Here is a 15,369-nt window from a genome sequence, read left to right on the forward strand (position 1 = left end):
AATCAATAACATTAGCAGCATTTATGATACAGTTTAGCGCCTAGGGGATCCGCGCCTTACCACCTAATTGCATATTTCATCATGTATCTTACATACGCGGATCATTAACAATGCAAATATGGAGGAGCTTTACTATTAGCCGTTGCTAGTAGTTCATGCCGTGTTATATGAAGTTTAAATCAAAAAAATACAGTATCGATTCAACCGATTACCAAGTAGGGCAAGACAACGTTAGCAAATGGGGCATGGATATTCATACTAATGTATTTTCTGTTTCTATTGGTCTATCTCTACTTTTTATAATTACCCTGCTTGCCCTATCACCTAACGAAGCAAAAGAGGCAATTAACTCAATAAAAAATGCCGCACTAACTAATTTTGACTACGTATTTATGTGGGGTGCCAATATATTACTGCTGTTTGCAGTAGGTATTGCCGCTTCACCACTGGGTAAAATTCGCCTTGGCGGCGATAAAGCAACGACAGACTATTCAACCTTATCGTGGGTATCTATGCTCTTTGCTGCGGGTATGGGTATTGGCCTTATTTTTTGGGGTGTGGCAGAACCGACTGCATTTTACACCGACTGGTTTGGCACCCCACTCAATGCAGAACCCTTTAGCACACAAGGCCGCGAAATGGCTTTAGGGGCTACAGTATTCCATTGGGGGCTGCACGCTTGGGCAATTTACGGTATGACCGCTTTATGTTTAGCCTATTTTGTTTATAACAAAGGCTTACCGCTTTCTATGCGCTCTGTATTTTATCCGCTTTTAGGAGACCGAGTTTGGGGCAGGTTAGGTGATGTTATCGATGTAATGGCGGTATTAGTAACCCTTTTTGGTCTTGCGACCTCGTTAGGTTTAGGCGGAGCACAAGCCGCCAGTGGTATTAGCCACGTACTGGGCTTTGAAAGCACCTTATTATTACAACAAGGCATTATTTTATTAATTATGAGCTTGGCTATCCTCTCTATTGTGCGTGGTATGAATGGTGGCGTAAAACTCCTAAGTAATATAAATATGGGCATCGCCTTCGTGTTTTTGGGGTTAGTGTTTATTTTAAACTTTACCACCGTACTTGATTCTGCCTACACGGCCGTACTCGGCTATATTAAAAATATCATGCCACTAAGCTACAGCACAGGCCGAGAAGATACGCAGTGGCTACATGGCTGGACCGTATTCTATTGGGCGTGGTGGGTTGCATACGCACCTTGCTTTGGTATGTTTGTAGCGCGTATTTCAAAAGGGCGTACCATACGTGAGTTTTTAGTGTACGTATTACTTATTCCTACTCTCGTAACTACCGCGTGGATGTCGGTTTTTGGTGGTGTAGCAATTGATCAAATTATAAATAAAGTTGGGGTACTAGGGGCGAATCAAGGCATTACAGATGTAACGCTTAGTTTGTTTTATATGCTAGATGCTTATTCGTTTGGTACGCTGCTTTCGCTTTTAGCTGTGGCGTTAATAATTATCTTTTTTGTCACCACCCTCGACTCCGGCTCTATTGTAATAGATAGCCTTACATCTGGCGGCAAACTAGAAGTGCCTATAAAGCAAAAGTTAGTATGGGCCGTTATTGCCAGTATTATTGCTATGTTGATGCTGTGGATTGGCGGCACCGACTCAATTCAAGCGTTGCAATACATTACTATTATCGCCGCCTTACCTTTTACGTTTATTTTACTGCTTGGCAGCGTGAGTTTAGTAAAAGGCATGCTAACTGAGTTACCCCCTAAAACTTAAAAGCTTAGCCTTAAAGTTAGTGCATAAAAAAGCCCGTTTATTAAACGGGCTTTTTAATGTGCAATAATCAGCTCAGTAAATTAAGCTTACTTATTTGGTATTATTCCCACTCTATGGTGGCAGGTGGTTTACCAGAAATATCGTAAACAACGCGTGAAATACCATCAATTTCGTTAATGATACGGTTAGAAACCACACCTAAAAACTCATACGGTAAATGTGACCAACGTGCCGTCATAAAGTCAATCGTTTCAACACAACGCAGTGATACCACCCAGTCGTATTTACGCGCATCGCCCATAACCCCTACCGACTTAACAGGTAAGAATACAGTAAACGCTTGGCTTACTTTATGGTAAAGCTCGGCTTTGTGTAGCTCTTCAATGAAAATAGCATCAGCACGGCGTAGTAAATCACAGTATTCTTTTTTAATTTCACCTAGTACACGTACACCTAAACCTGGTCCTGGGAATGGGTGGCGATAAAGCATGTCGTACGGTAAACCAAGTTCTAAGCCTATTTTACGTACTTCATCTTTAAATAATTCACGCAATGGTTCAACTAAGCCCATTTTCATGTCATCAGGTAAGCCGCCCACATTGTGGTGAGATTTAATTACGTGTGCTTTACCTGTAGCAGATGCTGCAGATTCAATGACGTCTGGGTAAATAGTACCCTGGCCTAACCATTTGGCATTTTTAAGCTTTTTAGCTTGCTCATCAAATACATTGATAAACGTATGGCCTATGGCTTTGCGTTTTTCTTCTGGGTCTGATTTACCAGCTAGGTCAGCTAAAAATTGATCTTCAGCGTCTACTTTAACAATATTTAAGCCAAACTTATTGCCAAACATATCCATCACTTGCTGACCTTCGTTTAAACGAAGTAAACCATTATCAACAAATACACATGTTAGCTTATCGCCAATGGCACGGTGAATAAGCATAGCCACAACAGATGAATCAACACCGCCTGATAAGCCTAATATCACTTCGTCATCGCCAACGGTTTCTTTGATACGCTCAATGGCATCATCAATAATTTTGGCAGGTGTCCATAATTTTTCACAGCCACAAATATCAATTGCAAAACGCTCTAATAAACGTTGTCCTTGATGTGTGTGCGTTACTTCTGGGTGAAATTGTACACCGTAAAAACGCTTTTCTTCATTAGACATAGCTGCATGCGGACACGTTGGTGTTTTAGCTGTGGTGCTAAAACTTGCCGGCACTTCCATTACTTTGTCGCCGTGGCTCATCCACACATCTAAAACGCCGTTGCCGCCATCAGTAATATGATCTTCAATTGCATCAAATAATGCACAGTTACCCACTTTTTCTACCTGTGCATAACCAAACTCTTTTTTATCAGAGCTATGTACACTACCGCCAAGTTGAGCTGCCATGGTTTGCATGCCGTAACAAATGCCCAGTACTGGCACGCCAGCGTTAAACACATATTCAGGTGCACGCGGGCTGTTCTCTAGTGTGGTTGACTCAGGGCCACCAGATAAAATAATACCTTGTGGATTAAACTCGCGAATTTGCTCTTCGGTCACATCCCATGCCCACAGTTCACAATAAACACCAATTTCGCGGATACGACGCGCGATTAATTGAGTGTACTGCGAACCAAAATCTAAAATTAGAATTCGTGAATCGTGAATATCTTTGCTCATGAAGGATCTCGTAAAGTAGATGCTAGATTCCACTAATTTACTTAGTGGCTATAAAAGAGGGCTGGTAATTCCAGCCCCGTAATTTAAACGTGTTGTTTAACCTAAGCGGTAGTTAGGCGCTTCTTTAGTGATTTGCACATCGTGAACGTGCGACTCACCCATACCTGCAGATGTAACACGTACAAACTGAGGTTTTGTATTTAGCTCTTCAATGGTGGCACAACCCGTTAATCCCATTGCGCTACGAAGGCCACCCACTTGCTGATGAATAATCGTTGCAATTGGGCCTTTATAAGCGACGCGACCTTCAATACCTTCAGGTACTAATTTGTCAGCTTGGTTAGATTTTTGGAAGTAACGATCCGACGAACCTTCTTTTTGATCCATCGCACCTAACGAGCCCATACCACGGTACGATTTGTAGTAACGGCCTTGGTAAAGTTCAACTTCGCCTGGCGCTTCTTCAGTACCCGCAAGCATTGAGCCCACCATTACACACGATGCACCCGCAACCAATGCTTTAACAATATCGCCAGAAAAACGAATACCGCCATCAGCAATGACAGGAATGTCACGCCCTTGTAAGCCATCTACCGCATCAGAAATAGCCGTAATTTGTGGTACACCACAACCTGTAACAATACGCGTAGTACAAATTGAACCTGGGCCAATACCTACTTTAACCGCATCAACACCGGCATCAGCAAGAGCAATAGCGCCTTCGGCAGTGGCAACGTTACCGGCAATAATTTGTAAATCTGGGTACGTTTCGCGAGTTTGAGAAACACGGTCAATAACCCCTTGCGAGTGGCCGTGTGACGTATCGATGAGTAAAACATCAACACCCGCCTCTACTAATGCAGCAATTCGCTCATCAGTACCTGCACCAACACCAACAGCAGCGCCCACACGTAAACGCCCTAGCTCGTCTTTACACGCATTGGGTTTGTCTTGCGCCTTTTGGTAATCTTTTACGGTGATCATGCCTTTTAGCTTAAATGCATCATCAACCACTAAGATTTTTTCAATGCGGTGTTCGTGCATTAAACCCAAAATTTCTTCGCGCGACGCGCCTTCTTTAACTGTTACTAGTTTGTCTTTTTTAGTCATAACGCTAGAAACAGGCTGTTCAAGCTTAGTTTCAAAACGCATGTCACGACCGGTAACAATGCCTAGCAGGTTATTTTCGCTATCAGTCACCGGGAAACCCGAGAACCCTTTTTCTTGCGAAAGAAGCGTTGCATCTGCAATGGTTAAATCGGCAGACACAGTAACAGGAAATGACACAATACCTGCTTCGTAGGTTTTAACTTTACGTACGTTTCTCGCTTGTTCTTCAATAGTCATGTTTTTATGGATAAAACCAAGACCACCTTCCTGCGCGAGGGCAATAGCTAAACGAGCTTCTGTAACAGTATCCATAGATGCTGAAATAAGCGGCAAGTTAAGTTTGATACCACGCGTTAAGCGAGTTGAAATATTTGCCGTGTGTGGCAAAACAGTAGAATGACCAGGTACTAAAAGTACGTCATCAAAGGTAAGAGCTTCTTTAGCGATTCTAAGCATTTTGGCAACTTCTCACATGTGGATCTAAGATAAGGAATTGCGGCCAAATTTTAACAGCGTTGCGCGCATTCGTAAATAATATTTCGCAAATATTTATGATAAACTTATCTCATAACTTACCTCATAATAGTTTTAGGTTGTTTTATATGTTTTCGAAGCCTTCGCAAACGGTATACACCGTGTCGCGCCTTAACAAAGAGATTCGTGCAGTTCTTGAGCAGGGCTTTGCATCGCTTGTTCTAACCGGCGAAATTTCCAACTTTATTACCCCTGCTTCTGGGCACTGGTACTTTTCGTTAAAAGATGAAAAAGCACAAATTAAAGCAGCTATGTGGCGCGGCAATAACCGCAGTCAAAGTTATCGCCCCGAAAACGGCGCTCAAGTAACAGTTAGAGCCCGAGTTTCACTTTACGAACCACGCGGCGATTATCAGCTTATTGTTGAACATATGGAACCTGCAGGTGAAGGCCAGCTTAAGCAAGAATTTGATGCATTAAAAATGCGCTTAGCCGCAGAGGGCTTGTTTAGTTCGGCCTATAAAAAACCACTGCCGCAAAATATAAACCGTGTAGGTGTTATAACCTCAGCAACGGGCGCTGCTATAAAAGATATATTAACCGTACTTAAACGCCGCGCACCACAATTAGACGTCATTATTTACCCAGCCATGGTGCAAGGCAAAGAAGCCCATGTGCATTTAGTTAACCAAATACAGTTAGCCAATGCACGCAATGAGGTAGACGTACTTATTTTAGGGCGAGGCGGTGGCTCACTAGAAGATTTATGGTGCTTTAACCATGAACTGCTTGCCCGCGCTATTTACCAAAGTGAATTACCTATAGTGAGCGCAGTAGGCCACGAAATAGATACAACTATAAGCGACTACGTCGCTGATGTTCGTGCAGCAACGCCTTCTGCAGCGGCTGAACTTGTTAGCCCTAACACGCAAGAGCTACATAATAAGGTGGTTGAGCTCATTAACCGGTTAAATAATGCCTTTAAACACAATATGGCCGATAAACGCGCACTAGCAACACAGTTACAGCATCGGCTTAATTTGTGTCATCCGCGCAATCAACTAAACCAAAAAGCGCAGCGATTAGATGAGCTAACTATAGCCTTACAACAAGGCATGCGTAATCGCCTATACCAACAAGAGCGCATGCTTAATAATTTGATCCCGCGTTTAATGCGTCAATCACCTGATAAAAAGTTATCGCAGGCCAGTCATCAGCTTATGCAGATACAAACCCGACTTGAGCAAGCAATGCAGCACAAGTTGCAACACGCGCAAAATAGCTTAGCGCTGCAAGCGAGTAGGCTCGACTCGGTAAGCCCACTTAATGTTTTAGCGCGCGGTTACAGCATCACCAAATCTCAACAAGGCAAAGTGGTTAAATCGGTTGCACACATTAAAAAAGGTGACGTGCTAATCACAGAGCTGGTCGATGGCGCTATAAAATCGACCGCGTTGTAAAGCCCTCTTGATTAAAGCTCTGTGGCCATAAATAAAGTGAGTTCGGTGTCGCTTGACGTTGAGGTTGTTCTTTTAAATTGCAACCAAAACTCTTGCTTCATTAACTTATCGTTTAGCTCTCGCCATTGGGTGTGATCAAACGAATCGTTATCAGTTGGTGCGGCAAGTTCAAATTTACATACTGTGGTTTTACACGCTGCGCTGACAATCTCAGGGATAGCACTTAAATCAGAGGTAAGTAAAAAATCTTGCAGTGCTGTTTCTGTTTGATAGGCCCACTCTTCGTTGCGTGTTTGCTCATCAAATTGCGCTTGCAAAACGGCTTGTGCATCAGAGGGGTCGCGCAATTGTTGCGCCGCGTTTTTCATCAAGGTTTTTTGCGCTGCTAATTGCTGCTTAAGCTGAGCAACTTGCTCTTCTAGAGGAAGCTCATTAAGCGGTTGTGGGCCTAGGTTAGGCGGATTATCTTTTTGCACTAAAGCAGGGCTTTGCTCAGGGGCAGCTGGCACAACAGGTCTTGTTGTTGCGTCACTACTTTTAGGTGGCTGAACAACAGGGACCTGCTGCTTTGTATTTGCATGTTGTAACTTAGCGGGGTTTGCGTCACTTGAAACCAAATTAAAGTAGCTCCACGTTAAACCTACACCCGCAATAAATCCTATCCCTAGTGTTAATAAGCTATTTTTGCTCATTTTAATTCCTTTTAAAATTTTTTATTTGTACAAGTTAATATTACAGCATAGCGCTGGTGTGTGATTCGTTTTCAGGTTCTTGAGTGGATAAAAAATTTTGATTCATACTTTGCGCCGGACAGGGGCAATCCGGTCTGCCAATAATTTTAGCTGGTACGCCTACCGCAGTGGTATGTGGCGGTACCGCTGTAAGTACCACAGAACCTGCGCCAATACGTGCGCCCTCGCCTACTTCAATATTACCCAGCACTTTAGCACCTGCGCCAATAAGCACACCGGCTCTAATTTTAGGATGGCGGTCGCCCTGCTCGTTACCCGTACCGCCAAGCGTGACCGATTGCAGTATTGATACGTTATCTTCAATCACTGCGGTTTCACCAATAACAATACCGGTGGCGTGGTCAAACATTATCCCTTTACCAACCTGACACGCAGGGTGAATATCAACCCCAAACACTTCTGAGGTACGGCTTTGAATAAAACGAGCAAGCTCTTTACGGTTTTGCTGCCACAAACAGTTAGCCAAGCGATGCGCCTGAATAGCATGAAACCCTTTTAAGTTTAAAATAACCGTAAGGTAGGTTTCAGCTGCTGGGTCTCTGTCTTTAACGGCTTTAATGTCTTCGGCGACATAGGTAAGCATGCGGTCGCATTTTACAAACGCTTGGTCGAACAACTCACGTATTGTAAAAGCCGATACCACAGCATCTGCCAATTTATTAGCAACAATAAAGCTTAACGCTGAACCCAAACACTCATGATTTAAAATGCATGAATACACATGACTTGCTAAAAGTGGTTCGCGAGTTACAACTTCATTAGCTTCACTACGAAGCTGTTGCCAAATTTCATGACGCATAATACTACACTGCCTTAAATTGATATAAAAAGAGCTTTTTCCCAAGTTTAACGGATTTAAAGCCTAAGGTGTTAACGCCTTAGTTATTTGTTCTGGTTATTAGGTATAACTAAGGGTAAAAAATTATACGAGTGCTAAATCACTCACACATAAAGCATCTTTTCCTTTATCTTTTGCTTTATAAAGTAAATCGTCTGCTTCTTTGATTAAATACGCCGCTGTAAAATCACTACTTGGTGTAATAGTAGTCAACCCTACGCTAACAGTGAGGGTTTTGCTGGGTAATGAATGTTTATTTTCAATGTTTAACTGTTTTAGGTTTTCTAAAATATCGTTCAATACTAACAAAGCCTGATCTGAGTTTGTATTTCCATAAACTAGTACAAATTCTTCACCACCAAAACGCGCGCATAAATCACTGGGCCGTTTAGTGTGTTCATTAAGTACTTTAGCCACCATTTTTAAACATGTATCGCCTTGTTGGTGGCCGTAGGTATCATTAAGTAATTTAAAATCATCAATATCAATTATAGCCAGTGAAAGCGGCATACTTAAACGCTGACAGCGATTCCACTCTTGCTCTAAAAAGGTATCAAAAAAGCCTCGGTTAGCAATATCTGTTAAGCCATCAATAGCGGCAAGTTTTTGTACTTGCTCTTCTGCTAATTTTCGCTCGGTAATATTTTGATGACTAATAGCGTAATACGCATTATCTATATGGTTAAACGAGACCACACGCATCATAAACCAACGTTTTTCATCTTCGCTATGACACGGATATTCTAGATAGAAGTCGCCATTAGCACCTGAAATAACTGATTTAATACCGTTAAATGCTTTTAAACCAAAGCTGTCTCCTTTTTGCGCTGCTTTCTCACACTCAGTTAAGTAATTTTGTTGCTCCCACATATCACAGCAGGCACAGTCGTTTTGTTCACCAAAGTTTTGCCAGCTTCTATTGACGTATACTATATCGCCAGCAGAATTAATAACCACTACTTGGTCGGGCGTGGTATCTAATACCAACTTAAAAAACGCTTTATCGTCAATCACGAGCTTTCCATTTTAGCTTTGTTGTCAACTAGTATAATCAATAACAATTTTTTAACACAATATTGTTACTTTGCATCACGCTAATTGCTTAATTTATTAATGTGAAGTAATACACCGTATGACAGTTAAGTGATCTATAAAAATTCATAAAATTTACTTTTACATTAATAATCAAGTACTAATGAAGCATGACAGGGCTGCTGTCATGTGCCAAACTAGCTACTGACATACTACTGACGGCGTAAAAAATAAAAACAAACGCTAAATTAGCATCATCAACTCAACAAGGATAACGATGATGAAAAACGATATATTAAATACAAAACGACTTGGTTATAAATTCTACTTTCAAGATGGCGACAACCAAATAGCCTGCTTTGGTAGTTACTTTACTGGTAAAGAAGAAGTGTACATAAACGATGATTTATTCAGTAAAAAACGCACTATTAATTGTGCGAGCACACATTCTTTTGATTTTGAGGGCTCACAGTATCAAGTAAAGTTTGACATGCTTAACATATTCACAGGGCGCCTAGAATGCACACTTTATAAAGATGCAAAAATCGTTGCAAAACAAGTTCAATCTAGCCTTTCGGACGACCCTAAAAAGGCAGCATTTTTTCTTGCTGGCTGCACATTAGGCGGAGCGGTGTTTGGCTATACAACGGCAACCATTGTTGAACTATTTGTAGGGAAGCTTTAACGTGCAATTAAATCCTACAACAATTAAATCGCTTAGAAGTAAGTTGAATTGGACACAGCAGCAGCTTGCAGATGCCTGCGACGTAAGCTTGCGGACCATTCAACGAGTAGAAAAACAAGGCGCCGCTTCTAAAGAAACCACTATGGCACTATGCGCGGTACTTGAAGTACGCCAAGGCGAGCTAATTAAACTTGATGAACCTGTAAATGACACCGTTAAAAGTACACCAACTAAAAGCTTTTTAGCGGGCGTTGTTATTAGCTCCTTAATAAGCTTTGCTCTAGGCGCAGGTTCAGTGCTTTTAGCGACTAACTAATACCCTACGCTAATTAAATAAAAATGCCCCAGGCTATAAGCACTGGGGCATTTTTTATATATTGAATAAAGCGCTTAAATTACTGAAACACTTTTTCAACGGCCATTACTTCAATATTTTTAGCTGGGATTGCTAATTTGTAATCGGCAATGACTTTATCCTCAGCAACAAGTTCTGCTGGTTTTTCTGTGTTGTAAACCATTGGCGATGTTTGCTCTGACACTAAACGTTTTTTCATGTCTTCGCCGTCACCGGTAATAAACACATACTGCACGTTGTCTGTTTGCAGGTTATCTTTAATCACGCGATTAACATCAGCAAGTGTTAGCTTTTCAAGTTTATTTGTCACGTACTTTACAAACGACTCCGTATTATAAAATTCGCTATCAAGTGCATAGCCTAACTGGCGGTTTTGACTTGCGACAAGCTGCGGTACGTAGTTAATTAAAAAGTTACGTGTTGCTTCAAAGTCTTTTTCGGTTAAACCATTTTTAATGAGCTTATCCAGCTCAAACAATGCAGTACGCGTTGCAAAGTGTGCATCGTTATTAGAGCGCAGCGGGCGTAACCAGATTTGGAATATTTGCTCAGAGCGTCCTAAGTTTGCATCAGGTTTAGTTTGAAACATACCACGCGGGAAGTACTCAATGTAGGCGTAATCACCGTAGTTCATACCCCGTGTTTGACGAATTCGCTCATACAGGTATGAGTTAGAACTACGATGCTCACCAAAGTACGAACGCACAAGCCAAAGGGCGGTCCAATCTTCGCTGCTACGAATAGTATCAATTGGGAAACCAAACGATACCGCGGTAGATTGCGCTGACTTTTCTACAATTGTTGCATGATGACCTTTAAGTTCTGGCGCATCAGGAATACTTAAACGGCTTTGCTCGCCTTTAGGTAAGGTTGCTAAATCGCTCTTAATTTCGGCTTTAAGTGCTTTTGGCACAGCGCCAATTAAACCCAGTGTTAGTTTAGATTGGGTAAGCTCTGTGTTGTAAAATGCTTTTACATCATCAAGCGTTAGCGCTTCTAAATCCGAAATATCGCCGTAGTTGTAGCTTTCGTATGGGTGGCCTTTATAAAGCGTGCTGTAGAGTACTTCTTTACCAAGCTCTTCGTCGTTAGAGGCTTTTAAGCCCGATTTAATACCGTCGATCATTTCTTTTTTAAGGCGTTTAAAGTCATCGTCTCTAAAACCTGGGTTAAGCAGTTGCTCGCTTATAATTGCATACCATGTTTCAGCATTATCTTTATGTATACGCCCTTGGAACGACAGCATTTCTTTATCTATTTGATAACCGAAACTACCCGCAAGCGGGTAAAGCGCTTTTTGTATCTCTTTGTAACTCGTACTTTGCGAGCCACCTTGAGCAAGCATAGCGGCTGTAAGCGCAGCAACCCCTTTTTTACCTTTAGGGTCTGCGGCAGCCCCTGTATTGAATAAAAAGTTTACGTCAATCAGTGGCGAGCTATTGGTTTTATCAAGCACTTTAAATACTGGCGCTTCAGGCGCTTTATCAAGCTTTGCAACTAACGCGTTTAAGCTTGCTTCCTGCTCAAACCCTGGCGCTTTATCAAGTGCCGACATAGTTACGGTTGTACGCGCGTCATCTACAAAGTATTTATTAGCCACGGCTTTAATATCTTGTGCTGTGATGTTGTCGGCCGATTTATAAAGTTGGTTAATTACCTCTGGATCGCGCTCAAAATGCATGTACCTTGCAAGGGTTGACGCAATTGCTTGTGATGAATCTAAGCCGTTAATAAAGCTGTATTTAAGGTTCGATTTTAAATCACTTAGTTTTTGCTCATCAACAAGTTCGGTACGTGCTTTTGCGTAAGTGCGATTAATAGCATCGCGTGCTTTTGCTAAATCATCTTCATTTTCTACTTTTACAAATACATGCAATAAACCAGGATCTTTTGTTTCTGGATTATAGGTAAACATTTGACTCGCTATTTGTTTTTCAACAACCAGCTCTTGATATAAATCTGAGTTATTTGAAAAATAAAGTTGTGAGATTAAATCAAGCGCGGCTCTATCTTTTTTTGCAGGCTCCCAGGCCGCACCTTTGTATGATACAAGCAACCAATGACCAGGCAGACCTTCGTTTTTCTCATGTACATATTTAGGCGCTTGTTGTGCAGGCTCGGCTTTTATATCGGCAACGTAATTGCCTTTTTTCCAGCCACCCCAATGTTTTTTCACCATCGCCATCGTGGCTTTAGGGTCTACATCGCCGACAATTACTAGCGATACATATTCTGGCTTATAAAACTTATCAAAAAATTCTTTACCGTACGCCATTTGATCTGGCATGGCTTCAATATCTTCAAAAAAGCCCATGGTGGTATGTTTATAGGTGTGTGTATCAAACGCTTCTTCGCGAACTGCGCTCAATAACTTACGAATTGGGCTGGCGTTATTTTTTAAATACTCCCCTTTAACCGTTAGCGCTTCGGTTCTAAATTGCTCTTCGGTGTAGGTTAAGTTTTGAAAAATATCGGCTTCAATTTCAAGTACTTTATCAAGGTGCTGCTTTGAAAAGTTTAAATGGTAGTTTGTGTAATCATTAGTGGTGTAAGCACGGTTATCTACCCCTGCATTTTTAAAAATGGCAGTGTATTCGTCTTGCGGGAATTTTTTAGAACCTTTAAACATCATGTGCTCAAAAAAGTGAGCAAACCCGGTTTTACCTTCTTTTACTTCATTTCGTGAACCAACCGATACCGGAATTTGCAGCGACACTACATCGGGGTAATCGGTTTTAACAACCATTACACGTAAGCCGTTATCAAGCTCTTCGATTAAGTACTCTTGCGAAAATACACGCTCATCAGCGGCTGTTGTTTGCTGTTGCTGTGCTGCTTGGGTGTTTTCGCTTTGCTGTGTTGCGCAGCCTGTTAGCGCCAGCGATACCGCTAAGCTTGTTGCTAGTAATTTAAATTTCATTGTTGTCCCTTTTTAAATTGAGCAAATTTGTTATTAGATTTAATGCTAATTCATAGTTGATTATGCCCTAAAGCAAATGATTGTAAGAGCTTTGCGACAGTTTTAATGTAAACAACTGTGTCAATTCCCTATTTTAAAAACACTTAAGCATGAAAAACACTCAAGTTAATTGAAAAACTTTCACCAAATAAATCTATCTAGACGTCTAAATGGCTGCTATATTAAATTACATACATTGGACTAAGCTGGAATGAGGATTATGGCTTTATCACTACAAGAAAAAATAGAAGACACCAATCAAGGTGTTTATCTTATTGGTACTACCCCGCCTAAAATTGGTACTGATAAAGTGCAACTAAAAATCATTGCAGAAAAACTACTTGCTCGCTTACACGAAATTGAATACGACGGCGTAATAATTTACGACATTCAAGATGAAAGTAGTCGTACAGATAAAGCACGCCCATTTCCGTTTAAACAAACTGTAGACCCACGTGAATACAGCCACTTACTACGTAATTTATCTGCTCCGGATGTCATTACTTACAAAAGTGTGGCACAGCGTGGTGTAGAAGAGTTTAAAGGCTGGTTGGATGAAACCAAAAACGACTACGATTTAAAAAATGTGGTTTTAGTGGGTAGCCCTTCATCGGTGGGTGATATAAAACTAAGCTTGCCCAATGCCTATAAAACGCTTGCAGAGCAAAGTGATGACTTCTTTTTAGGGGGCGTTACCATAGCAGAGCGCCATGCAAGTAAGCGAAATGAGCACGAGCGCCTTATAGAAAAAACAGCACAAGGGTGTCAGTTTTTTATATCGCAAGCGGTTTACGACGCACAAGCAACGATAGAGCTAATCACAAGTTATGCGCGTACCTGTAAAGCGCAAGGTATTACACCAAAACGAATTATTTTAACGTTTACCCCGTGCGGTGGCGATAAAACCTTAGAGTTTATGCAATGGTTGGGTATCTCAGTGCCAGAGGCCACTAAATGGCGCATGCTTGATGCAGAAAACACCTTAAGTGAATCGGTACGTATTTGCCGAGAAAATCTCGACCTAATACTCAAAAGCTGTGCACACCTTGATGTGCCACTGGGCTTAAATATTGAAAGCTTAACAAACCGTAAAGAAGAAATTGACGCATCAATAAACTTATACCGTTTATTAAAAGCCACGATGGAATTAAACTTAGCCGAAAAACAAATCGCTTAACGCCTCATTCTCCCCGTTTATAGCAAGCCTAATGGCTTGCTTTTTGTTGCTATGTTTAAGTGTATTGCTTTTATTATTATGCTTTTTTAGCCAATTTGTACGCTTGTTTATTTTTATACATTTGATGATCGGCCAAATTTAATAACGTATCAAAGGGTTGCTTTTGTTTATTAGTAAAACTTTCGCCTATGCTGAGTGTCAGCGCGCATACGTTGTTTTCTAATAGTGCGTTTGTATACTCAATTTTTATTTTATCAATAATATGGTTAAGCTTACTTCTATCACTAATTTGCATTACAGCTACAAATTCATCGCCCCCTAAACGCCCTACTATATCAGCCTCTCTTAAGTGTGTTTTTAAGGTATTTGCCAAAATGATTAGCGCCTGATCGCCTATATCATGGCCGTAAGTGTCGTTTAGTTTTTTAAAGTCGTTTATATCAATAAACAAGCAACACACATCAAAACCCAAACGCAGTGCTAAATTAAGTTTGTGTTGGGCAAGTAAGCTTAGTGCACGGCGGTTATAAATGTTGGTAAGCGGGTCAAGCATGGCTATTTCGCGCATTTGCTCAAAGCTATAAATAAGGGCTAAATCGTCTTCAATTAAATCACGCAGCTGCTCTATTAGTTCAAAATACTCATTGGTATAACTGGTTTTTGTTGAATCTTTTAAACACAATGTACCGAATACATTGCCTTCAGGCCAGTGAATTGGCAGGCCAAGGTAGGATTCAACATCATCTTCAATCACCTCTGGCATGGTATTCCACTGCGCATCATTACTGGCATTATTTACATATAAGGTTTTGTTGTTTTCGGCTACATATTTACAAAACAAGGGCGTTTCTGGAGGGAGTATAGGGTTGGTTTCAAAGTGTGAGCCGCCTTCATTTGCTCTAATAACTACGCGATAGCCTTTACTAGTAGCCTGAACTATATAGCCGGAAGGTGCCGAAAAAAGCCCCGTAATCAGATCAATGGTCTTTTGCCATTTATGTAACGATATTTGGCCATCGATACCAGAAAATGCCCATTTATCTGTTTCAAACATAACTATACCTCAGCTATTTAGTCGCCTCAGTATAGCTAAATAAA

At 41.2% G+C, this 15,369-nt stretch carries 12 protein-coding genes; 5 read left to right on the forward strand and 7 right to left on the reverse strand.

The window, feature by feature from the left end; translation table 11 throughout:
* Nucleotides 1-167: 167 nt before the first annotated feature.
* The gene (locus tag AN389_RS04190) at nt 168-1,751 is read left to right on the forward strand and encodes a BCCT family transporter (RefSeq protein ID WP_055019311.1); all 1,584 of its coding nucleotides are present in this window, start codon (nt 168-170) and stop codon (nt 1,749-1,751) included.
* A gap of 100 nt (nt 1,752-1,851) precedes the next feature.
* On the opposite strand, the gene guaA is transcribed toward AN389_RS04190, so the two are convergent.
* A complete protein-coding gene (gene guaA, locus AN389_RS04195; RefSeq protein WP_055015140.1) occupies nt 1,852-3,429 on the reverse strand; it encodes a glutamine-hydrolyzing GMP synthase in 1,578 nt (525 codons plus the stop codon).
* 96 nt (nt 3,430-3,525) lie between these two features.
* The gene (gene guaB / locus AN389_RS04200) at nt 3,526-4,995 is read right to left on the reverse strand and encodes an IMP dehydrogenase (protein WP_055015139.1); all 1,470 of its coding nucleotides are present in this window, start codon (nt 4,993-4,995) and stop codon (nt 3,526-3,528) included.
* Nucleotides 4,996-5,141: 146 nt separating this feature from the next.
* On the opposite strand from guaB, the gene xseA reads away from it, so the two are divergent.
* A complete protein-coding gene (xseA, locus tag AN389_RS04205) occupies nt 5,142-6,473 on the forward strand; it encodes an exodeoxyribonuclease VII large subunit (protein ID WP_055019312.1) in 1,332 nt (443 codons plus the stop codon).
* Between the two features lie 11 nt (nt 6,474-6,484).
* On the opposite strand, the gene AN389_RS04210 is transcribed toward xseA, so the two are convergent.
* From AN389_RS04210 to AN389_RS04220, 3 genes are all read right to left on the reverse strand, one after another.
* Nucleotides 6,485-7,165: a hypothetical protein gene (locus AN389_RS04210; RefSeq protein WP_055019313.1), complete on the reverse strand. Its 681-nt coding sequence runs from the start codon at nt 7,163-7,165 to the stop codon at nt 6,485-6,487.
* A gap of 40 nt (nt 7,166-7,205) precedes the next feature.
* Complete coding sequence (cysE, locus tag AN389_RS04215; RefSeq protein ID WP_055015136.1) at nt 7,206-8,024, reverse strand: serine O-acetyltransferase; 819 nt, start codon at nt 8,022-8,024, stop codon at nt 7,206-7,208.
* A 123-nt stretch (nt 8,025-8,147) separates the two neighbouring features.
* Complete coding sequence (locus tag AN389_RS04220; RefSeq protein ID WP_055019314.1) at nt 8,148-9,077, reverse strand: diguanylate cyclase; 930 nt, start codon at nt 9,075-9,077, stop codon at nt 8,148-8,150.
* 295 nt (nt 9,078-9,372) lie between these two features.
* Here AN389_RS04220 and AN389_RS04225 point away from each other — a divergent pair, with 295 nt between their 5' ends.
* Together AN389_RS04225 and AN389_RS04230 are read left to right on the forward strand one after the other, a co-directional pair.
* Entirely contained in the window at nt 9,373-9,780 is a 408-nt protein-coding gene (locus tag AN389_RS04225) for a hypothetical protein (RefSeq protein WP_055019315.1), read from the forward strand.
* A gap of 1 nt (nt 9,781) precedes the next feature.
* Nucleotides 9,782-10,096, forward strand: a complete 315-nt coding sequence (locus AN389_RS04230; protein ID WP_055015133.1) for a helix-turn-helix transcriptional regulator — start codon at nt 9,782-9,784, stop codon at nt 10,094-10,096.
* 79 nt (nt 10,097-10,175) lie between these two features.
* On the opposite strand, the gene AN389_RS04235 is transcribed toward AN389_RS04230, so the two are convergent.
* Nucleotides 10,176-13,055: a pitrilysin family protein gene (locus AN389_RS04235; protein WP_055015132.1), complete on the reverse strand. Its 2,880-nt coding sequence runs from the start codon at nt 13,053-13,055 to the stop codon at nt 10,176-10,178.
* 259 nt (nt 13,056-13,314) lie between these two features.
* Between AN389_RS04235 and AN389_RS04240 the strand changes: the two genes are divergently transcribed.
* Entirely contained in the window at nt 13,315-14,271 is a 957-nt protein-coding gene (locus AN389_RS04240; protein ID WP_055017336.1) for a methylenetetrahydrofolate reductase, read from the forward strand.
* A gap of 76 nt (nt 14,272-14,347) precedes the next feature.
* Here the strand turns inward: AN389_RS04240 and AN389_RS04245 are convergent, their stop codons facing one another.
* Complete coding sequence (locus tag AN389_RS04245) at nt 14,348-15,325, reverse strand: sensor domain-containing diguanylate cyclase (protein WP_055015130.1); 978 nt, start codon at nt 15,323-15,325, stop codon at nt 14,348-14,350.
* Between the last annotated feature and the right edge of the window lie 44 nt (nt 15,326-15,369).

This window comes from Pseudoalteromonas sp. P1-7a, assembly GCF_001401855.1.
Lineage (GTDB): Bacteria > Pseudomonadota > Gammaproteobacteria > Enterobacterales > Alteromonadaceae > Pseudoalteromonas.